Source organism: Pseudomonas sp. AAC, assembly GCF_000725445.1.
Classification (GTDB): Bacteria; Pseudomonadota; Gammaproteobacteria; order Pseudomonadales; family Pseudomonadaceae; genus Pseudomonas; species Pseudomonas citronellolis.
Genome location: NZ_KL647097.1, coordinates 246,385 through 267,970, shown reverse-complemented (window position 1 = coordinate 267,970; position 21,586 = coordinate 246,385). Strand labels below are relative to the sequence as shown.

The following is a 21,586-nucleotide window of genomic DNA, read 5'->3' as shown; positions in this document are numbered from 1 at the left end:
CGGAAACCGGGGCGCGGTCTCGATTCTTCGCCGGGGGATCGGCTGCTTCCCCCAGGTTCCTCCGTGGGCTGCGTCCGCATATCCCGCGCGGCCGAACGCCAGGACGCCATCCAGGCCACTCCCGCCAGCGCCTTAGCGACGGGGGGCAGCGCTCCCCCGATTTACCCGCCACCTTCCCTCATCCCGGGACGGCTCGCGCCGTCCGAGTCTTCGCATACTGCGCCCGGCAGGCAGCGGCGGCACTGCGCCGCGCGGCCAGCCCATGACAACAACAATCCGCGGCCCACGAGGCCGCAGGCTTCGCCAGGCCGTGAGCCGCGACGGCTCAGCCGGCAGGGCGCAGGAGGCGTGCAATGAATCTTCGAAGAACGACCGCGGTACTCCTCGGCCAGGCGGCGCTGCCCCTGGCCTGCGCATTCGCCGCCGAGGGGGCCAGCTACGGCGGGCCGGTGGGCGGCACCGACCTGGGGGCGGCGCTGCTGCCGGCCACCTCCGGTCTGTACGGCGGGCTGGTGCTCGGCTACGCCAGCGGCGACCGCTTCCATGGCAACGACGGCGGGCGCGACCCGGCGCTGGAAGGCCGCATGGCGTCCCAGGTGGCCGCCCTGGGCCTGCTCTACGTCTACCCCGGGCAGGTCTTCGGCGGCACCCTGGCCTCCAGCCTGCAGGGCAGCGTCAACGGCGGGCGCATGGAGCTGAACGGCGAGGCCCAGCACTACCAGGGCTTCGGCGACCTCTACGCGGACCTGCTGATGTGGAGCCGCTACCTGGGCGACGCCGCCCCCGGCCAGCGGCCCACCGGGGCGACGCTCAAGCTGGCGTACTCGATGGTGTTCCCCAGCGGCCGCTACAACACCTCGGACCTCTACACCTCCGGGCGCAACGTCTACTTCTTCGTGCCCAACGCCGCGCTCACCTACCTCGGCGGGCCGAACGCCCTGGGCGAGGGCCTGGAGCTGAGCCTCCACGCCTTCGTCAACGTCGCTTCCCGGAACCGCGCCACCGACTACGAAAGCGGCACCGTGGCCAACCTCAACTTCGCCGTCGGCCAGCGCATCGGCCGCTGGCAGCTGGGCCTGGCCGGCTACCACGCGCGCCAGCTCGACGACGACCGCCAGCACGGCGCGCGCGTCGAGCCGGACGGCCGGCGCTACCGCGCCACCGCGCTGGGGCCGGTGCTGGCCTACGACCTGCCGCGCGCCGCCGGCTCGCTGAAGTTCAAGGCGCTGGCGCCGCTGAGCACGCGCAATTCGCTGGCGGCCAATACCGCCTACGTCGTCTGGTCACGTTCGCTTTGAGGAGAGAGCCCATGGTCCGCAAGGACACCCCTGCGCTGCGCATCGGCATCGATGTCGGCGGCACCAATACCGACGCCGTGCTGATGCGCGGCCGCGAAGTGCTCTGCGCCCTGAAGCGCCCCACCACCGCGGCGGTCGGCGACGGCGTGGCGGCGGCGGTCGACGAACTGCTGCGCGAGGCGGCGGTGGAACCGGCGGCGGTGGCCGCGGTGATGCTGGGCACCACCCAGCTGCTCAACGCCTTCCTCGAACGCCGGCACCTGGCGCGGGTCGCGGTGGTGCGCCTGGCCCTGCCGCGCGGCGACGGCGTGCCGCCGCTGCTGGGCTGGCCGGCGGAGCTGTGCGAGGCGATCGATGGGCAGGTCTTCCTGGCCGACGGCGGCGCGCTGTTCAACGGCCGCACCTACAGCGCGCTGGATGTGCGCCAGCTCGAACGGATCGGCGCATCGATCCGCCAGCGCGGCGCCGAGGCGCTGGTGCTGTCCACCACCTTCGCCCCGCTGCGCCCGGACATCGAGCAGGAAGCGGCGGCGGTGCTGCGGAAGGTCCTGGGTGACGCGGTGCACCTGACGCTGTCCTCGGATGTCGGCGGCATCGGCCTGCTGGAACGGGAGAATGCGGCCATCGTCAACGCCAGCCTGCAGCCGCTGGCGCAGCGGGTGGTCGGCGACCTGATGCGGGCCTTCCGCCGCCTGCAACTGAACGCGCCGCTGTTCATCAGCCAGAACGACGGCACCCTGATCACCCCGTCGATGGCCACGCGCTTCCCGATCCTCACCTGCGCCGCGGGGCCGACCAACAGCCTGCGCGGCGCGGCCTTCCTCACAGGTGTGGAGGACGCCCTGGTGCTGGACATCGGCGGCACCACCAGCGACATCGGCGCCCTGGTCCAGGGCTTCCCACGGCAGACCGCCGGCCCCCTGGAACTGGGCGGGGTGCGTTGCAACCTGCGCATGCCCGACACCCTGTCCGTCGCCCTCGGCGGCGGCACCCTGGTGCGCCTGGAAGGTGGCCGGCCGGTGCTCGGCCCCGAGTCCCTGGGCCTGCGCTTGCGCCAGCGGGCCAGGGTGTTCGGCGGCGACGCGCTGTGCGCGACCGACATCGCCGTGGCCGCCCACGGCCTGCAGGGCATCGGCGACCCGAGGCGCCTCGCCGATCTCGAACCGGCCCAGGTGGAGCAGGCCATGGCCGCCATCCGCGGGACACTGGAGCACGCCCTGGAACGCATGCGTACCAGCAGCGCGCCCTTGCCGGTGGTGCTGGTGGGTGGCGGCAGCATCCTCCTGCCCATGCACCTGCAGGGCGCCGCGCAGGTGCTGCGCCCGGCCCGCGCGGAGGTGGCCAACGCCATCGGCGCGGCCATCGCCCAGGTCAGCGGGCGTGTCGACCGCTTGTTCCAGATGCACCCGGGCAACCGCGAAAGCGTGCTGCGCCTGGCCCGCCAGGAGGCCATCGACGCCGCCGTGGAGGCTGGCGCCGAGCCCGCCAGCGTCGGCGTCGTGGAACTGAACGAACTGCCCATGACGCACCTGCGCGCCGGCGCCACCCGCGTGCAGGTCCGCGCCGTCGGCGACCTGGCCCTGGCCGCCGCTCACTGAACTCCCGAAGAGGACCCGAGCATGCCTTGCTTCGATACCATTTCCAGCCAGGACCTGGCGCGCGGCGCCGTGCTGCTGGGCACCGGCGGCGGGGGCGACCCCCATGTCGGCGAGCTGTTCCTGCGTCGCCAACTGCAGCGTGGCCTGCAGCCGCGCCTGCTGCCGCTGGCCGAGCTCGCCGACGAGGCCTTCGTGGTCAGCGTCGCCGGGATAGGCGCGCCCACCGTGCTGGTCGAACACCTGCTCAGCGAGGCCGCCCTGCAGCACCTGCTGCAGCAGGCCGAGGCGTTCTACGCGCGGCCGATAGACGCGCTGATCTGCGCCGAGGTCGGCGGCGCCAATGCCATGCTGCCGCTGGCCGCCGCGGCCCTGAGCGGCTTGCCGCTGGTGGATGCCGACGGCATCGGCCGGGCCTTCCCGCACATCGACATGACCACCTTCGGCATCCACGGCTGCAACGCTTCGCCGGCTCTGTTCAGCGACGACCTGGGCAACCTGGCGCGCCTGAGCGCGGTCGACAACCCGAGCCTGGAACACATGGTCCGGGCCCTGGCCGCGAGCCTGGGCGGCAGCCTGTACGGCGTGCTCTATCCGCTGAGCGGGGCCCAGGCGAAGCGCTTCGCGGTAGCGGGCAGCATCACCCAGGCCCTGCGCATCGGCCGCCACATCCGCGAGGCGCGCGCCGGCAGCGCCGACCCGGTGGCCGGGCTGGTGCGCTTCCTCGACGGCCTGGAGCCGGGGCGCCGCGCCTGCGAGCTGTTCGACGGCAAGGTCGCCGACGTGCGCCACGAGACCCGCGACGGCTTCCACTGGGGCCAGGTGTTGCTGGAGCCGGCCAGTGGCAGCGGCGAAGCGGTGGTCATCGACATCCAGAACGAGTTCCTCCGCGCCCGCCAGGGCGAGCGCGTGCTGGCGGTGGTGCCCGACCTGCTGTGCCTGCTGGACAGCGAGAGCGCCGAACCGCTGACCGCCGAGAACCTGCGCTACGGCATGCGCGTGCGCCTGCTGGCCTACGCCGCGCCGCCGTGCCTGCTCAGCGAGGCGGCGCTGGCGGTGGTGGGCCCGGCGCGCTTCGGCCTGGACTCGCCGTGGCGCTCCTTCCTGGCCGATGACCAGGGGAGGGCGCCGGCATGAACGACCTACCTGGCGCGCAGCCCGACGGCGACCCTGCCACCTGCGCCCTGCCACACGGCGAAGGCCTGGGCGCCTGGCGCCTCGGCCTGATCCTGATGGGCGCGCTGATCGCCCTGCCGTGCTTCGTCACCGGCGCCGAACTGGCCCACGCCCTGGGCCGGCAGCAGGCGCTGCTGGCCTGCCTGGGCGGCGGCGCGGTGCTCCTGCTGCTGGCGCTGCCCGCCGCCTACGCCGGGGCGCGCTCGCGGCTGAGCACCTACATGCTGATCCTCGACGCCTTCGGCGCCGTGGGCGGGCGCTGCGTCAACCTGGTGCTGTCGCTGGCGCTGCTGGGCTGGTTCGGCGTGGTCGCCGGCCTGTTCGGCCAGGCCATGGCGGCGGCCGCGCCGGCCTTCCTGGCGGGGGTGCCGGCGCAGGGCTGGAGCCTGGTCGGCTGTCTGTTGATGCTGCTCACCAACCTGGTCGGCTTCCGCGCCCTGGACCGGCTGTCGCAACTGGCCACGCCGCTGAAGCTGGGCCTGGTGCTGTGGGCCTGCTGGGTGGCGCTGAAAGGCCACGGCATGCCGCCCGCGGGCGGTGGCGCCGGGGATTACTCGGTGCTGCAGGGCATGTCGCTGGTGGTGGGCGGGGTGGTCATCGGCTGCATCCTGCTGCCGGACATCTGCCGCCACGCCCTGTCGCCCGGCCGCGCGCTGGCGGCGGTGTTCTGTGCCTTCGGCCTGGGCTTCCCGCTGGTGCTGGCGCTGGCCGGGCTGCCCAGCCTGGCCACCGGGGAGCGGCAACTGGTGGCGATCATGCTCGCCCTCGGCCTGGGCCTGCCGGCGATGCTGATCATCCTGCTCTCGGCCTGGTCGACCAACGCCTACAACCTCTACGCGGCGACCCTGGTGTGCGCCAGCGTGGCGCCGCAGGTGCAGCGCCGGCGCCTGGCGCTGTTCACCGGGCTGGTCGGCGCGACATTGGGGCTGGCCGGCCTGGGCGACGCCCTGCAGCATTACCTGGCGCTGCTGGCCGTGGCTCTGCCGCCGGTGGGCGGGGTCTACCTGTGCAACTACTACCTGAATCTGCGGGGCGCCGTGCGCAGCCCTCGCCGCTGGCGGCCGGAAGCCTTCGGAGCCTGGGCCTGCGGGGTAGGGGCGGCGGCATTGCAGGTGCTCTGGCCGTTCACCCTGACCTGGGTGCCGGCGCTGGATTCGCTGCTGCTGGCGGCTGGCTGCTATCTGCTGCTGCGCGCCATCGCCACGCGCCGCGGAGTGCGGAAGCCGGGCGTGGCCCGGTAAGGCAGCCGGGCGCTGTTGCCCTGAGGCGCGCCCGGCGTGGAGGGATCAGTCTTCGCGGCTGGTGACTTCCACCAGGTGGTAGCCGAACTGGGTCTTCACCGGGCCCTGGACCTGGTTCAGCGGCGCGCTGAACACCACCTGGTCGAACTCGCGGACCATCTGGCCCGGGCGGAAGGAACCCAGGTCGCCGCCGCTGCGGCCGGACGGGCAGGTGGAATGCTCGCGGGCCAGGGCGGCGAAGTCGGCGCCACCTTCGATGGCGGCCTTGAGTTCATTGCACTTGGCTTCGCTGGAAACCAGGATGTGACGGGCGGAAGCGCGGGCCATGGTGATGCTCCTGAAAGGCAGAGGGGAGGGAGGCAGAGACTAGCGCATTTGCCGGTACGGTGCGGAGGGTTTCCGTCGGGGCGATACGCCGGGGCCATGGCCAGACGGCGGATAACGCCAGGCCCGACCATAACGTAGGGCGAATAACCGTTCGCGGTTATCCGCCGATACACCCAGGTCGCCACCAACGCCGAGGTCGGCCCCGGAGTCGTCGGGAATCAAGGCCAGACGGCGGATAACGCCGTAGGCGTTATGCGCCCTACGCCAGGCCCGACCATAACGTAGGGCGAATAACCGTTCGCGGTTATCCGCCGATACACCGAGGTCGCCACCAACGCCGAGGTCGGCCCCGGAGGCGCCGGGGACCAAGGCCAGGCGGCGGATAACGCCGTAGGCGTTATGCGCCCTACGGGAAATGGCGCGGGTGAGGCAGACCGTGCCTCAACGCTTGCCGAACACCTCGTCCAGATGCTTGCGATAACGCTCCACATCCGCCTCGATGTTCGGCCGCTTCATCACGTCCACGCAGAGGAAGGTCGGCAGCGCCTGCATGCCGAGGAACTGGTTGGCCTTGTGGAAGGGGAAGTAGACCGCATCCACGCCCTTGCCCTCGAAGAAGTCGCTGGGGTCGTCGAAGGCCTGCTGCGGGGCGTTCCAGGTCAGCGAGAGCATGTAGCGCTTGCCGTGGATCAGGCCGCCGCTGCCGTACTTCTGCGAGGCGTCGGAGCGGGTGCGGCCGTCGTTGGCGTAGAGGCTGCCGTGGCCGGCGGTGAACACCTCGTCGACGTACTTCTTCACGGTCCAGGGCGCGCCCATCCACCAGCCGGGCATCTGGTAGATCACCACGTCGGCCCAGAGGAGTTTCTGCACCTCTTCCTGGATGTCGTAGCCGCCGTCGATGAAGGTTTGCTTCACGTCGAAGCCGGCGTGGTCGAGGTGGGCCAGGGCTGCTTCGTGCAGGGTGGCGTTGTATTGGCCGTTGGAATGGGCGAACTGCTTGCCGCCATTGAGCAGGAGGATGTTTTTCATGGAAAGGCTCCGAAAGCTGTGAGTGGCCGGCAGGATAGCCAGGCCGCGGAAGCGGAAAAACCGGCCCCGCGGCAATTGATTTGTGTTTCCAACTCACGAATCGGCGCCGGGAATTGCTCCAGGTTATGCAATCGGCGACTTCGCCCCCGCGCCAGGGGGCAGCGAAATCCCGCCGGATCGCGCATCATGTCCGGCAGTCCACCAAGGGAGCCTTTCATGCGCGTCTTGCCGTCCGTTCTGCGATGCCTCCTGCCGTCCCTGGCGCTGCTGGCTGGCGCCGGCCATGCCGTGGCGGCCGAGCCGCTGCTCGAAGCCATCAACCTCTACCGCAGCCAGCCGCAGGCCTGCGCCGGCCGGGCCAGCGAGGCGTTGCCGCCGTTGGGGCAGGATGCGCGCCTGGTGCTGGCGCCGGGGGTTTCCGACTGGCAGTCGGCGCTCAAGGCCAGCGGCTACCCCATGAGCAGCGCGCGCATGCTCAGCCTCAGCGGGCCGAAGGACGAGCAGGCGGCCATGGCGGCGTTGCAGGAGAGTTTCTGCCAGGTGCTGCTCGACCCGCAGTTCATCGAGGTCGGCGTCAGCCGCCAGGGCAACGACTGGCGCGTGGTGCTGGCGCGGCCGCTGTTGCAGGGCAAGCTGGGCGACTGGCAGGCCGAGGGGCAGAAGCTGTTGCAGGCGGTCAATGCCGCGCGGGGCCAGGCGCGCCAGTGTGGCGGGCAGGGCTTCGCCAAGGCCGCGCCGCTGGGTTGGAACGCGGTGCTGGGCAGCGTGGCCGAGGAGCACAGCCGCTCCATGGCCAACGGCAACTACTTCTCCCACCTGGACCGCGACGGCCGCACCCCCGGCGACCGCGCCGAGCTGGGCGGCTACAGCGCCGGCGCCGTGGGCGAGAACATCGCCGCCGGGCAGGGCACCGCGAATGCCGTGGTGCAGGCCTGGCTGGCCAGCCCCGGGCACTGCGCCAACCTGATGAGCCCGCAGTACCGCGAGCTGGGCGCGGCCTACGCGGTGGACCCGAAGAGCGACGCCGGCATCTACTGGACGGCGATGTTCGGCGCGCCCTGAGCGCGCCTCAGCAGGGACCGAAGCGCCTGGACAGCGCTGTCCATAGTGCTTTTCCGGCGCTCCAGGCCTTTGCGTCCCCGCTCCCGACGTGGCATCCGGCGAATGCGTAGGATGGCGTTGAGCGAAGCGAAACCCATCGATCCATCCCTGACTTTTTCTGTGGGAATGCGCAAGAAAATTTCGTCAAGCGGCTGGATTATTACGGGATATGAAAAATAATATTGCCAGCCCTGCGTCTGGCCATTAGCCCGCGCGGGCAGTAACGTGCGCATCGCCTTCGACCGGGCGTTTTTTTCACCTGCAAAAGATAGCGCTGTCTCAAGGCTGCGCAGGTTTTCCGGGGCAGGGGGAATGGCCGCGCCAGAGCGCTGCGTCGGCCCCTGTTCTACAGTTTTCGTTTGGCCATGCGGCTCGCGCCCCGTTGGGGAGCGGGCCGGGTGGCGCTTTTTCGCTTCAGGCTGCCAGGAGGAATAGCCCCCATGATCACCGCCCGCAATCTCGCTCCGGGGCTGGGGCTGCTCGCCCTGCTGGCCGGCGGCGCCCATGGCGACGAGGCTTTTTCCGCCGATTCGAAATGGGGCCTGGGGGATTGGGGCGGCACCCGCAGCGAGCTGCTGGAGAAGGGCTACGACTTCAAGCTGGACTACGTCGGCGAGGGCGCGGGCAACCTGCACGGCGGCTACAACGACGACAAGACCGCGCGCTACACCGACCAGTGGGCGCTGGGCACCCACCTTGACCTGCAGAAGATCCTCGGTTGGCACGGCGCGGAGTTCCAGCTGACGGTGACCGAGCGCAGCGGCAACAACCTCTCCAACGACCGTATCAGCGACCCGCGCGCCGGCCAGCTCAGCTCGGTGCAGGAAGTCTGGGGCCGCGGCCAGACCTGGCGGCTGACGCAGATGTGGTACAAGCAGACCTTCCTCGACGACGCCCTGGACATCAAGGTCGGCCAGTTCGGCGAGGGCGAGGACTTCAACAGCTTCCCCTGTGATTTCCAGAACCTGGCGTTCTGCGGCTCGCAGGTGGGCAACTGGGTCGGCGGCATCTGGTACAACTGGCCGGTGGCGCAGTGGGCGCTGCGGGTGAAGTACAACCTGAGCCCCGAGTTCTTCGTGCAGGTCGGCGCCTACGAGCAGAACCCCTCGAACCTGGAGACCGGCAACGGCTTCAAGCTCAGCGGCAGCGGCACCAAGGGCGCGATCCTGCCGGTGGAGCTGGTGTGGTCGCCGAAGGTCGGCGGGCTGCCGGGCGAATACCGCCTGGGCTACTACTACAGCACCGCCAAGGCCGACGACGTCTACGAGGACGTCGATGGTCAGCCCCAGGCGCTGACCGGCAACGCCTTCAAGTCCCACGGCAGCAAGCACGGCTGGTGGGTGGTGGCACAGCAGCAGGTCACCGCACACGACGGCGACGCTTCGCGCGGCCTGAGCCTGTTCGCCAACTTCACCGTGCATGACCAGGCCACCAACAGCATCGACAACTACCAGCAGGTGGGCGCGGTCTACAAAGGCCTGTTCGATGCCCGGCCGAAGGACGACATCGGCCTGGCGGTGGCGCGCATCCACATCAACGATGACGTGACCAAGCACCAGAAGCAGATCAACCAGGTCGCCGGCTTCGACGACTACGACAACCCGCTGTTCCAGCCGGTGCAGCACAGCGAATACGACGCCGAGCTGTACTACGGCGTGCATGTCACCAACTGGCTGACGGTGCGGCCGAACCTGCAATACATCAAGCATCCCGGCGGCGTCTACGAGGTGGACAACGCTCTGGTTGCCGGCCTGAAGATCCAGTCCAGCTTCTGAGCCGCCCAGTCATCACCAAGGCCCCGGCCAGCGCCGGGGCAGGGAGCAGGAACCCCAGCATGCCCTTGCGTTTTCGCCCGCTCAGCCTCGCCATGACCCTGCAGCCGCCGCTGCTGCTCTGGGGCCTGGGCACCGGCACCTTCGCCCTTGCCGCGGACAGCGCCGTGCCCGCCGACGAGGTGTTCGCCCCGATGGTCGTCACCGGCACCTACGCGCCGGTCTCCAGCTTCGACCTGCCGTTCTCCATCGATACCGTGCAGCAGCCGCAGATCGGCGACGGCCAGCTCGGCGTCAACCTTTCCGAGGTGCTGCCGCGGGTGCCTGGCCTGGTGGTGCAGAACCGCCAGAACTACGCCCAGGACCTGCAGATTTCCTCGCGCGGCTACGGCGCCCGCTCGGCCTTCGGCATCCGCGGGCTGAAGCTGCTCAGCGACGGCATCCCGGCCAGCACACCGGATGGCCAGGGCCAGGCAGCGACGCTGAACCTCGACGTGGCCGAGCGCATCGAGGTGCTGCGCGGCCCGGCCTCGACCATTTACGGCAGCAACGCCGGCGGGGTGATCCAGATGTTCAGCCGCGACGGCTCCGGCCCGCCGAAAGTCGGCGCCGAAACCACCTTCGGCAGCGACGGCTTCAACAAGAACCACCTCTACGCCGAGGGCGGCAACGACAAGGCCGGCTTCCTCCTCGATGCCTCGCGCATGGACACCGACGGCTACCGCGACCACAGCGCCGCGCGCCGCGACCAGACCTTCGCCAAGCTCAACTTCCGCCCCGACGACGACAGCCGCCTGGCGCTGATCTACAGCAGCCTGGAGCAGAACGGCACCCAGGACCCGCTGGGCCAGACCTGGGCCGCCTACCAGCACGACCCGCGCTCGGTGGCGTCGGTGGCCGAGACCTACGACACGCGCAAGAGCATCGACCACCAGCAGGTGGGCATGAACTACGAGCGCTACTTCGGCGACGCCACCCTGCAGTTCAACCTCTACGCCGGGCAGCGCAGCGTCATCCAGTACCTGTCGATCCCCAGGGGCGTGGTCTCCAACACCCAGCGCGGCGGCGGCGTGGTGGACTTCGACCGCGAATTCCACGGCGGCACCCTGCGCTGGATCCAGCCGGTGCAAGGCGTGCCCGGCGAGCTGACCGTCACCACCGGGGTGGACTACGACCGCAGCCGCGACGACCGCCACGGCTACCAGAACTACAGCGGCGACCTGCTGGGGGTGAAGGGCGAGCTGCGTCGCGACGAGGACGACATCGCCACCAGCCTCGACCCCTACGTGCAGGCGCGCTGGGAACTGGGCGACTGGACCTTCGACGCCGGCCTGCGCCACAGCACCATGAAGATGGAGGTGGACGACCACTACCTGGCCAACGGCGACTCCAGCGGTTCGAAGAAGTACCAGAAGAACACCCCGTCGCTGTCGGTGATGTACGCCTTCACCCCCGAGCTGCACGGCTACGTCAGCGCCGGCAAGGGCTTCGAGACGCCGACCCAGGCCGAGATGGCCTACGCCCCGGGCCTGGTGGAAAGCTTCAACTTCGGCCTCGACCCGGCCACCAGCACCCAGTACGAACTGGGCCTGAAGGCCAGGGTCGGCGGCAACACGCGGGTCAACGCGGCGGTCTTCGAAATCCGTACCGACGACGAGATCGTCGTCGCCAGCTCCACCGGCGGCCGCACCAGCTACCAGAACGCCGGCAAGACGCTGCGCCGCGGCTTCGAACTGGGCGTGCAGAGCCAGCTCAGCGAACAGTGGGACGCGACCCTCGCCTATACCCGCCTGGAAGCCACCTACGACCAGGACTTCGTCGAGGGCGGCAACCTCATCGAAAAGGGCAACCACCTGCCCGGCGTGCCCGGCAGCAGCCTCTACGGCGAGCTGGTGTGGAAGCCGCGCCAGGACGTCAGCATGGGCTTCGAAGGGCAGTACCGCAGCAAGGTCTATGTTGAAGACAGCAACGAGGACAAGCCGGCGCCCAGCTACGCGGTGTTCAACTGGCGCACCCGCTTCGAACAGCGCTATGGCCCCTGGACGTTCCACCAGTTGCTGCGCCTGGACAACCTGCTGGACCGCCAGTACGTCGGCTCGGTCATCGTCGGCGACAGCAACGGCCGCTACTACGAGGCCGCCCCGGGGCGCTCCTGGTACGCCGGCGCCGGCCTCCAATACCAGTTCTGAACCCAAGCAGTACCCGCTCACTGAAAGACCGAAGGAGAACACGCATGAGCACTGACGGTGCGTTTGGCAGGCCACGCCTGCTGCCGAGCCTGCTCGGACTATTGCTGCTGCTGATGGGCCTGGCCCTGCTGGCCGGCGGCATCAAGCTGCTGAGCCTGGGCGGCTCGCTCTACTACCTGGTGGCCGGCGCGGTGCTGGCCGTGACCGGCGTGCTGCTGCTGCTCGGCCGCGCCGCCGCCATCGGCCTGTACGCGCTGTTCCTGCTGGGCAGCACCTTGTGGGCCTGGTACGAAGTGGGCCTGGACTGGTGGCAACTGGTGCCGCGCCTGGCGCTGTGGTTCGTGCTCGGCATCGTCCTGCTGCTGCCCTGGCTGCGCCGCCCGCTGCTGGCCGCGGGCCCGGCGCCCAAGGCCACTGCGCTGCTGGGCCTGGCCGTGGTGCTGGCCGGTGCCACCGCCATCGCCTCGCAGTTCACCAACCCGGGCCGCATCGAAGGGCGCATCGACCGCGCCAGCGCCGGCGTGCCCAACGCCGCCCCGGCGCAGCCCGAGGGCGACTGGCAGGCCTACGGGCGCACCGCCTTCGGCGACCGTTACTCGCCGCTCACGCAGATCAACCCGGACAACGTCCACCAGTTGAAGCTGGCCTGGACCTTCCGCACCGGCGACCTGCCCGGCCCGAACGATCCGGGCGAGACCACCGCGGAAAACACCCCGCTGAAGGTCAACGGCAAGCTCTACGTGTGCACCCCGCACAGCCAGGTGATCGCCCTGGACCCGGACACCGGCAAGGAACTCTGGCGCTTCGATCCCAAGCTGAGCACGCAGAACGCGGCCAACTTCAAGGGCTGGGCGCACATGACCTGCCGCGGCGTGGCCTACCATGACGAAGCCGCCTACGCCGCCAAGGCCGCCGACGGCACTACCGTCGCCAGCCCGGCGCCGGCCGCCGGCAGCTGCCCGAAACGCCTGTTCGTGCCCACCGCCGACACCCGCCTGATCGCCCTCGACGCCGACACCGGCAAGGTCTGCGAAGGCTTCGGCGACAAGGGCGAGATCGACCTGCGCGCCAACATCGGCAGCTTCACCGCCGGCGGCTACTACTCCACCTCGCCGCCGGCGGTGACCCGCGACCTGGTGATCATCGGCGGCCACGTCACCGACAACGTCTCCACCGACGAGCCTTCCGGGGTGATCCGCGCCTACGACGTGCGCGACGGCCACCTGGTGTGGAACTGGGACAGCGGCAACCCGGACGCCACCGCGCCGATCGCCGCCGACAAGACCTACACCCGCAACTCGCCGAACATGTGGTCGGTGGCCAGCGTCGACGAGAAGCTCGGCCTGGTCTACCTGCCCATGGGCAACCAGATGCCCGACCAGTGGGGCGGCAACCGCACCCCCGAGGCGGAGAAGTTCAGCGCCGGCGTCACCGCGCTGGACCTGGCCACCGGCAAGGTGCGCTGGACCCACCAGTTCACCCACCACGACCTGTGGGACATGGACGTGGGCGGCCAGCCGACCCTGGTCGACCTGAAGACCGCCGACGGCATCAAGCCGGCGCTGCTGGCCTCGACCAAGCAGGGCAGCATCTACGTGCTCGACCGCCGCAACGGCGAGGCCATCGTGCCGATCAACGAAACCCCGGTGCCGCAGGGCGCGGTGGAAGGCGACCACACCTCGCCGACGCAGCCGATGTCCGAACTGAACTTCATGCCCACCACCCTGCGCGAGAAGGACATGTGGGGCGTGACGCCGTTCGACCAGATGCTCTGCCGCCTGGACTTCAGGTCGCTGCGCTACGAGGGCATCTACACCCCGCCGTCGCTGCAGGGCTCGCTGGTGTTCCCGGGCAACTTCGGGGTGTTCGACTGGGGCGGCGTGTCGGTCGACCCGGTGCGCCAGATCATGTTCGTCAACCCCGACTACATGGCCTTCAAGTCCAAGCTGGTCTCCCGCGAGGAAGTCGCCGGCGGCCCGGCCCGCAAGAGCGAGACCGAAGGCGTGCAACCCAACGCCGGCGCGCCCTACGGCGTGATCATGGCACCCTTCCTGTCGCCCATCGGCCTGCCCTGCCAGGCCCCGGCCTGGGGCTACGTGGCGGCGGTGGACCTGACCACCCACAAGGTGATCTGGAAGCACAAGAACGGCACCGTGCGCGACAACTCGCCGGTCCCGCTGCCGTTGACCATGGGCGTGCCCAGCATGGGCGGGCCGATCACCACCGCCAGCGGCCTGGGCTTCCTCAGCGGCACCCTGGACCAGTATCTGCGCGCCTACGACATGCGCGACGGCAAGGTCCTCTGGGAAGGCCGCCTGCCGGCCGGCGCCCAGACCACGCCGATGACCTACACCGGCAAGGACGGCAAGCAGTACGTGCTGGTCATGGCGGGCGGGCATGGCTCTCTGGGCACCCGCCAGGGGGATTACGTGATGGCCTTCGCGCTGCCGGATTGAGGGTGGCGGCGCTGGAATGAAAGAACGCCCGCGGAGTGATCCGCGGGCGTTTTTCATTCGGTAACTCCGTGCCCGGCAGCGAGCGGTGTGTGGCCAAGGTCAAGCGGCGGATAACGCCGGGGGCGTTATGCGCCCTACGTCAAGCCCGCCATGGGCGTAGGGCGAATAACCGTTCGCGGTTATCCGCCGTTTCACCTTCCTTGCCGGCCACTCCGTGGTTGAACTTGGCGGGGCTTCAATACCGCTCCGCCGCCTGTACCTCCAGCGAAAGGTCCCCGACCCAATCCGCGGGGTAGATACCTTCGGCGACAGCTCGATGAAAGGTCGAGAATGGCCAATCCTTCAACGCCGTGACCAACCCATGTTTCAACGGGTTGATATGGATGTAGTCGAAGTGCCGCTGGTAGTCGCTGTCGTCACGGATCAGGTGTTCCCAGTAGCGAGCCTGCCAGATTCCCCGCTGGCCGCGCAGGCGCTGTGCGATGGAAAGCCATTCCCCCGGTGGGATGTGGCGGGCGAAGCCGGTCTTGATGACTTTCCAGCGGGTGGCGTAATCGGTGTCGCCCGGTGGAAGCGTCCATAGGCAGTGCATGTGTTCCGGCAGTACTACCCACGCATCTATCCGGAACGGATGGCGGCGTCTGGTCCTGGCGACGACCTGGCGAAGCAGGGCTATCTCCCGCACCAGCAGGTCCGAATGGCGGTCGCGGAGTGTGACGGTGAAGAAGTAGGTGCCGCCGCCAATCCGGGCGCGTCGGTAATTCGGCATCGGTGCTCCTCCCTGGGCTCTGCCATGTGGCAGGGTACCCGGGGAGGCGGCGGATAACGCTTCGCGTTATTCGCCCTACACGAAACTCGGACCTGGCGTAGGGCGAATAACCGTTCGCGGTTATCCGCCGCTTCACCTTTCTTGCCGGCAACTCCGTGGTTGAACTTGGCGCGGCTTGGACAGCGGCTCCATGCTCGTCACCGAGCGGGGCATGGCCAAGGCCAAACGGCGGATAACGCCGTAGGCGTTATGCGCCCTACGCCAAGCCCGCCATGGGCGTAGGGCGAATAACCGTTCGCGGTTATCCGCCGCTACACCTTCCTCGCCAACCCCTGCATGGTTGAACCTGGCGTGGCTTTGACGGCGGCTCCGTGCTCGGCAGCGAGCGGGATTATGGCCAAGGTCAAACGGCGGATAACGCCGTAGGCGTTATGCGCCCTACGCCAAGCCCGCCATGGGCGTAGGGCGAATAACCGTTCGCGGTTATCCGCCGCCTCACCTTTCTTGCCGGCCACTGCATGGTTGAACCTGGCGCGGCTTTGACGGCGGCTCCATGCTCGTCACCGAGCGGTGTGTGGCCAAGGTCAAGCGGCGGATAACGCCGTAGGCGTTATGCGCCCTACGCCAAGCCCACCATGAACGTAGGGCGAATAACCGTTCGCGGTTATCCGCCGCCTCACCTTTCTTGCCGGCCACTGCATGGTTGAACCTGGCGCGGCTTTGACGGCGGCTCCGTGCTCGTCACCGAGCGGGGCATGGCCAAGGCCAAACGGCGGATAACGCCGGAGGCGTTATGCGCCCTACGCCAAAGCGTTTCCGGGGTTTTCCGCGGCGCCCGCCTGGCGTCTGCGCTAGGCCCATTGCGCCTGGGTCGCCAGGCCGATCAGCTCGCGCAGCCCGCCGATGCCCAGCTTGCGGTACAGGCGCTTGACGTAGGTGGCGGCGCTGGAGGGGCGCACGCCCAACTGGGCGGCGATGGCGTCGTTGTCGGCGCCGGTCAGCATCAGGCGCAGCAGCGTCTGCTCGCGCAGGGTCAGGCCCGGCTGGCGGGCGGCTATGCGTTCGGCCAGCAGCAGCGGCAGCTCGTTGGCCTGCAGCCAGGCCTGGTAGTGCAGGCGCACGGCCTGGATCAGCAGCGGCGCCAGGGTTTCCAGGTAGTCCATCTCGCGGGCGCAGAAGTGCCCGTGCTCGTGGCCGCGGTAGAGGTTCAGCGACAGCCAGCGCTCGTTCTCGCCATGGGCCAGCAGGGCCACGCGCTCGCTGATGCGCGGCTGCTCGTAGCACACCCGGCGGTATTCGGGGTGGGCGATGTCGTCGATGCCCTGGCGCTGCACCAGGATGCGCTCGGCCGGGCCGCGGCGGGCCATGGCCTGCTGGTTGCCGTCCTGGCTGTAGAAGCGTTCGGCGTAGTTGTGCGAGATGCGCGGCAGCGCCACGTCGCGGGCGCGGTCGGCGAAGGAGAACACCTGTGGGTTGCGCCGCGGCGCATAGGCGAAGATGGTGCACTGCGCCAGGGGCACGCCGGGGCCGATCAGCTGCAGCAGGTCGGCGGCCAGGGTGCGGCTGCGGTTGCCGCCGACGCGGGCGAACAGGTTGGCGGCGTGGCCGAGGTTCAGGCTGTGCTCGACGCTGCCGGCGCGCAGGGGCCAGTACTGCATCGCGACGTCCCTCCGGGGTTCTGCGGGTTGCGGGCGCCGGCCACTGTAGCACCCCGGCCGCCGCCATGGCGGACCGGGGATCGGCCGGGCTCAGAGGTCCAGCAGGGCGGCCTCGGTCAGTTCGGCGAAGCGTTCGGGCTCGCCCAGGGCCTCGGCGGCGAGCAGCGCCAGCTTGACCAGGAACAGCTCGCGCTGCGCCTGGGGCGCGCGGTCCAGGGCTTCGGCCAGTTGTTCGTAGACGCTTTCCAGCCCGGCGATGGTCAGTGTTTGCATGGCGGTTCCCTCAGGCGTTGCCCAGTGCGGTATGGATGGCCCGGCCCAGCGCGGCGCCGTCCAGTTGCCGCCAGCGTGCGCAGACGTGCTGGTCGGGGCGCGCCAGGTAGGCGCCGCCCGGCTGCGCGGCGTACTTGCTGCGCAGGTGGCCGTCGGCGTCGGCGAGGCTGAGGTCGGCGCCGTCCACCGCATCGGCCGCGCCTATGGCCAGGATGCGCAGCGGGATGCCCCGCTCGCGCAGGGCGGCGGCCTGGGCCCGCAGGTCGTCGGGCAGTTCGCCGGCTTCGCTGAAGTACAGCAGGTGGAAGGCGGCGCCCAGGTGGTCGAACAGGTAGTCGTCCTCGCCCAGGCGGACGTTCGGCAGCGGCGCGCCCTGGCGCGGGCCGGCGGGGAACGCCGCATCGTCGTCGTCGCGGCAGTTCAGCGGCGAGTCGGTGTAGTCGTGGGGCCGCGAGGTGCGCCAGTGGTACAGCGGGCGGACGAAGGCCTGGCTCAGCGACAGCGACAGTACGGCATCGCGCACCAGGCGCTGGCCGGGCGTGGGCGGGGTCATGAAGCGGGTGCTCTTGCCGGCCTCGGCGATGATCTCCCGCGCCGCGCCGACGCGCTCGTGGCTGTAGGAGGGCAGCAGCGCCGGGCCGGCCAGGCCCTTGAGCGCCAGGGCCAGTTTCCAGGCCAGGCCGTTGCAGTCCTGGAAGCCGGTGTTGGCCCCGCGCACGCCGAAGATCGGCAGCAGGTGCGCGGCATCGCCGGTGAAGATCACCCGCCGGTGGATGTAGTCCGGCAGGGTCAGCGCGCGGGCGGAGTACACCGAGCACCAGTCCAGCTCCCACTGCGAGTCCTGCACGCCAACCAGGGCCAGCTGCGCGTCGATGCGTGCGCGCAGGGACTCGGGCGCCAGGGCCTGCTCCGGCGTCTCGTCGGCCGGCAGCTGGTAGTCGATGCGCCAGATGTCGCCGGGCTCGCGGTGCATCAGCACGGTGTTGCCGGGGTTCCACGGCGGGTCGAAGAAGGCCAGGCGCTCGGTGGGCAGGTCCAGGCGGATGCGGATGTCGGCGATCACGAAGCGGCCCTCGTAGGCCGCGCCTTCCAGCTTCAGCCCGAGCAGCGAGCGCAGGGCCGAACGCGCGCCGTCGGCGGCGATCACCCACTGGGCTTCCAGGGCGTAGGGGCCGGCGGGCGTGTCCACTTCCAGGCGCGCATGGTCAGCTGCCTGGGTCACGGCGGTCACCTTGTTGCCCCAGCGCAGCTCGATCAGCGGGTTGGCCTGGGCGGCCTCCACCAGGTACTGCTCCAGGCACGGCTGCTGCAGGTTGGTCATGGGCGCGAAGCGGTCGTCCGCGTCCTGCGGCGCCTCCATGCGGAACACCCGCTGGTTGCGGTAGAAGGAGTTGCCGAAGCGCCAGTCCAGCCCCGCGGCGGTCACCCGCCCGGCCACGCCGACCTGCTGGAGAATTTCCAGCGAGCGGCGGGTGAAGACGATGGCGCGGCTGCCCTCGCTGACCTGCTGCTCGGCTTCGAGCAGCACCGAGGGGATGCCGTAGCGGGCCAGGTCCAGCGCGGTGGTCAGGCCGATGGGCCCGGCGCCGACGATGACCACGGCATGCCGCGCGGCCTGCGCGGCGCCCACGGCGGCGGTGAAGGCGGGGTGGACCTGGTAGTCGAAATACAGTGAGCGCCGGGGCTCGACGGAAGGGCAGTGCATCGCGGTGCGTCTCCGGGATTATTGTGCTTGTGGGCGGATTCGCCGACGACTCTACCCCCCGCGCGCTACCGCGATGTCCCCGCAAGGGGACAACTTGAGCCGGCTCTGCGGCGGCGCCTGCCTGAGGCGGCGTTCTGGAATTCTCGCGGAACCTGTCTACGCTCAGTTCTTGCACCAAAGCGGTGCCACGATAACGAAAGCAGCAACATCAACCGTGATTGGCCTGAGTGCGACGTTATTCGCTGTGGACCGGTAGCCGCCGGTATCGGGACTCGCCCCCGGGCCTGTAGAGCAAGCGCCGTTCGAGGCGCTCGCCAGGGACTGCGTGCGCATGGTTACGACCGTTCCCGTCCGGGACCAATACCGGGCCCTCGGCTTGTCGACGTTGGCGTTCACCCTTTGCTTCGCCGTGTGGACGCTGTTCTCCATCCTCGGTCTGCAGATCAAGGACGAGTTCGGGTTGACCGATACCCAGCTCGGCCTGCTGATGGCCACGCCGGTGCTGACCGGCTCCATCTCGCGGATCTTCCTCGGCCTGTGGACCGACCGCTACGGCGGGCGCTGGGTGTTCGGCCTGGTGATGCTGGCCTCGGCGCTGTGCGTCTACCTGCTGACCTTCGCCACGGACTTCTACAGCCTGCTGTTGGCGGCCCTGGGCGTGGGCCTGGCCGGCGGCGGCTTCATCGTCGGCACCGCCTACACCTCGGCCTGGTTCGAGCCGGGGCGCCAGGGCACGGCGCTGGGCATCTTCGGCGCCGGCAACGTCGGCGCCGGCATCACCAACTTCGCCGCGCCCTTCCTGCTGCTGGCCCTGGGCTGGCGCGGCGCCGCGCTGGTGTATGCCGCGGTGCTGGCGGTCATGGGCGTGGCCTTCATGCTGCTGGCCAAGTCCGACCCGCAGAGCCAGGCGCGCAAGCAACAGCCCATTCCCCTGGCGGAGCAACTGGCGCCGCTGGCGGAGCTGCGCGTCTGGCGCTTCTCGCTGTACTACTTCTTCGTCTTCGGCGCCTTCGTCGCCCTGGCCCTGTGGCTGCCGCACTACCTGATGCAGGTGTTCGGCGTCAGCCTGGCCAGCGCCGGGGTGATCGCCGCGCTGTACACGGTGCCGGCGTCGCTGTTCCGCATCCTCGGCGGCTGGCTGTCCGACCGCTACGGCGCGCGCCGGGTGATGTACTGGACCCTCGGCGTGTCGGTGCTGTGCACCTTCCTGCTCAGCTACCCGCCGACGCGCTACATCGTCAGCGGCGTGCGCGGCGACCTGGAATTCTCCCTGCACCTGGGCCTGGCCGGTTTCATCCCGGTCATCGTGGTGCTGGGCTTCTTCATGTCGCTGGGCAAGGCGGCGGTGTTCAAGCACATCCCCAGCTACTACCCGCAGCACGTCGGCGTGGTCGGCGGCCTGGTGGGCATGGTCGGCGGGCTGGGCGGCTTCCTGCTGCCGCTGACCTTCGGCATGCTCAACGATGTCATCGGCGTCTGGCAGAGCTGTTTCATGCTGCTGTTCCTGATCGCCGCAGGCGCCCTGGCCTGGATGCACTATGCGATCCGCATGGCCGAGCGCGTGGAATGGGCCGAGCAGCGCGAGGGCCGCGACCTGCCGGAACTGTCCACCCCCAGCAGCTTCGTGCTGCTGGACTGGCACCCGGAGGACGCCGCGTTCTGGGAGGCCAAGGGCAAGCGCATCGCCACGCGCAACCTGTGGATCTCCATCCCCAACCTGCTGCTGGCCTTCGCCATCTGGATGGTCTGGTCGGTGGTGGTGGCCAAGCTGCCGCTGGCCGGCTTCAGCTATACGCCCAACCAGCTGTTCTGGCTGGCGGCGCTGCCCGGGTTGTCGGGCGCCACCCTGCGCATCTTCTACAGCTTCATGGTGCCGATCTTCGGCGGCCGGCGCTGGACCGCGCTGTCCACCGCCTCGCTGCTGCTGCCGGCGCTGTGGATCGGCTTCGCCGTGCAGAACCCCAACACGCCCTACCTGATCATGCTGATCCTCGCCCTGCTGTGCGGCCTGGGCGGCGGCAACTTCTCCTCGAGCATGGCCAACATCTCGTTCTTCTTCCCCAAACAGGCCAAGGGCGCGGCCATGGGCCTGAACGCCGGGCTGGGCAACCTGGGCGTGAGCGTCATGCAGTTCCTGGTGCCGCTGGCGATCACCCTGGCGGTGTTCGGCAGCCTGGGCGGCGAGCCGCAGACGACCGCCGCCGGCACCCCGCTGTGGCTGCAGAACGCCGGCTTCATCTGGGTGCCGTTCATCATCGCCGCGACCCTCGCCGCCTGGTTCGGGATGAACGACATCGCCAGCGCCAAGTCCTCGTTCAGCGACCAGATGGCGATCTTCAAGCGCAAGCACACCTGGCTGATGAGCGTGCTCTACACCGGCACCTTCGGCAGCTTCATCGGCTTCTCCGCCGGCTTCCCGCTGCTGGCCGGGCACCTGTTCCCGCAGGTCGACGTGCTGCGCTTCGCCTTCCTCGGCCCGCTGATCGGCGCCTTGAGCCGCGCCTTCTCCGGCGGCCTGGCCGACCGTTTCGGCGGCGCCCGCATCAGCCTCTGGGTGTTCGTCGCCATGGCCGTGTGCGTGGGCGGCGTGCTGTTCTTCATCGGCATCAAGGACCAGCCGGGGGCCTACTGGGGCTTCCTGGCCATGTTCCTGCTGCTGTTCTTCTTCTCCGGGGTCGGCAACGCCAGCACCACGCAGATGATCCCGGCGATCTTCCGCATCCAGACGCCGCGCCTGTTCCCCGGCCTGCCCGCCGAGCAGCAGGCGCTGCAGAGCGAGAAGGAGTCCGCCGCCGCGGTGGGCTTCATCTCGGCGGTGGCGGCCTATGGCGGCTTCTTCATCCCGAAGTCGTTCGGCAGCTCGTTCGACCTGACCGGTGGGCCGGAGTGGGCGCTCTACGGCTTCATCGTCTTCTACGCCCTGTGCATCGTCGTGACCTGGTTCTACTACACCCGCCGTAACGCCGAGGTGAGCTGCTAGCCATCCGGCCCGCGCCG

15 protein-coding genes are annotated in these 21,586 nt (G+C 69.6%); 9 read left to right on the top strand and 6 right to left on the bottom strand.

Translation table 11 applies throughout. The features are described 5' to 3' along the window. Nucleotides 1–353 precede the first annotated feature (353 nt). Genes FG99_RS14975 through FG99_RS14960 form a run of 4 tightly spaced genes read left to right on the top strand, consistent with a single transcriptional unit; the run spans nucleotide 354 to nucleotide 5,310 of the window. Nucleotides 354–1,298: a SphA family protein gene (locus FG99_RS14975; protein WP_043270753.1), complete on the top strand. Its 945-nt coding sequence runs from the start codon at nucleotides 354–356 to the stop codon at nucleotides 1,296–1,298. Nucleotides 1,299–1,309: 11 nt separating this feature from the next. Beyond that, on the top strand, nucleotides 1,310–2,896 hold the full coding sequence (locus FG99_RS14970) for a hydantoinase/oxoprolinase N-terminal domain-containing protein (RefSeq protein WP_043270751.1): 1,587 nt from the start codon (nucleotides 1,310–1,312) through the stop codon (nucleotides 2,894–2,896). 21 nt (nucleotides 2,897–2,917) lie between these two features. Beyond that, nucleotides 2,918–4,030, top strand: coding sequence for a DUF917 domain-containing protein (locus FG99_RS14965; protein ID WP_043270749.1), 1,113 nt, complete (start codon nucleotides 2,918–2,920; stop codon nucleotides 4,028–4,030). Further along, entirely contained in the window at nucleotides 4,027–5,310 is a 1,284-nt protein-coding gene (locus FG99_RS14960) for an SLC5/6 family protein (protein ID WP_043270747.1), read from the top strand. The genes FG99_RS14965 and FG99_RS14960 overlap by 4 nt, the downstream gene beginning before the upstream one ends. 45 nt (nucleotides 5,311–5,355) lie before the next feature. Here the strand turns inward: FG99_RS14960 and FG99_RS14955 are convergent, their stop codons facing one another. Together FG99_RS14955 and FG99_RS14950 are read right to left on the bottom strand one after the other, a co-directional pair. Beyond that, nucleotides 5,356–5,637, bottom strand: a complete 282-nt coding sequence (locus FG99_RS14955) for a peptidylprolyl isomerase (RefSeq protein ID WP_009621739.1) — start codon at nucleotides 5,635–5,637, stop codon at nucleotides 5,356–5,358. Between the two features lie 441 nt (nucleotides 5,638–6,078). Further along, entirely contained in the window at nucleotides 6,079–6,666 is a 588-nt protein-coding gene (locus tag FG99_RS14950; RefSeq protein WP_043270745.1) for an NADPH:quinone oxidoreductase MdaB, read from the bottom strand. Nucleotides 6,667–6,882: 216 nt separating this feature from the next. Between FG99_RS14950 and FG99_RS14945 the strand changes: the two genes are divergently transcribed. The 4 genes from FG99_RS14945 to FG99_RS14930 all read left to right on the top strand — a co-directional run bounded on the left by FG99_RS14945 (nucleotide 6,883) and on the right by FG99_RS14930 (nucleotide 14,184). After that, entirely contained in the window at nucleotides 6,883–7,728 is an 846-nt protein-coding gene (locus tag FG99_RS14945; protein WP_043270743.1) for a CAP domain-containing protein, read from the top strand. 479 nt (nucleotides 7,729–8,207) lie between these two features. Continuing rightward, nucleotides 8,208–9,542, top strand: coding sequence for a carbohydrate porin (locus FG99_RS14940; RefSeq protein WP_043270741.1), 1,335 nt, complete (start codon nucleotides 8,208–8,210; stop codon nucleotides 9,540–9,542). Nucleotides 9,543–9,601: 59 nt separating this feature from the next. After that, complete coding sequence (locus tag FG99_RS14935; RefSeq protein WP_043270739.1) at nucleotides 9,602–11,728, top strand: TonB-dependent receptor family protein; 2,127 nt, start codon at nucleotides 9,602–9,604, stop codon at nucleotides 11,726–11,728. Nucleotides 11,729–11,772: 44 nt separating this feature from the next. Next, nucleotides 11,773–14,184 (top strand): glucose/quinate/shikimate family membrane-bound PQQ-dependent dehydrogenase, encoded by a 2,412-nt coding sequence (locus FG99_RS14930; RefSeq protein WP_043270737.1) that lies wholly within the window; start codon nucleotides 11,773–11,775, stop codon nucleotides 14,182–14,184. A 235-nt stretch (nucleotides 14,185–14,419) separates the two neighbouring features. On the opposite strand, the gene FG99_RS14925 is transcribed toward FG99_RS14930, so the two are convergent. The 4 genes from FG99_RS14925 to FG99_RS14910 all read right to left on the bottom strand — a co-directional run bounded on the left by FG99_RS14925 (nucleotide 14,420) and on the right by FG99_RS14910 (nucleotide 18,589). Further along, a complete protein-coding gene (locus FG99_RS14925; protein ID WP_043270736.1) occupies nucleotides 14,420–14,953 on the bottom strand; it encodes an REP-associated tyrosine transposase in 534 nt (177 codons plus the stop codon). Between the two features lie 851 nt (nucleotides 14,954–15,804). After that, nucleotides 15,805–16,611, bottom strand: a complete 807-nt coding sequence (locus FG99_RS14920; RefSeq protein WP_043270734.1) for a helix-turn-helix transcriptional regulator — start codon at nucleotides 16,609–16,611, stop codon at nucleotides 15,805–15,807. Between the two features lie 90 nt (nucleotides 16,612–16,701). Continuing rightward, nucleotides 16,702–16,884: a hypothetical protein gene (locus tag FG99_RS14915; protein ID WP_009621747.1), complete on the bottom strand. Its 183-nt coding sequence runs from the start codon at nucleotides 16,882–16,884 to the stop codon at nucleotides 16,702–16,704. Between the two features lie 10 nt (nucleotides 16,885–16,894). Then, complete coding sequence (locus FG99_RS14910) at nucleotides 16,895–18,589, bottom strand: FAD-dependent monooxygenase (RefSeq protein WP_043270732.1); 1,695 nt, start codon at nucleotides 18,587–18,589, stop codon at nucleotides 16,895–16,897. 331 nt (nucleotides 18,590–18,920) lie between these two features. Between FG99_RS14910 and FG99_RS14905 the strand changes: the two genes are divergently transcribed. Further along, nucleotides 18,921–21,569, top strand: a complete 2,649-nt coding sequence (locus FG99_RS14905; RefSeq protein WP_043270730.1) for a nitrate/nitrite transporter — start codon at nucleotides 18,921–18,923, stop codon at nucleotides 21,567–21,569. The last annotated feature ends 17 nt before the right edge of the window (nucleotides 21,570–21,586 follow it).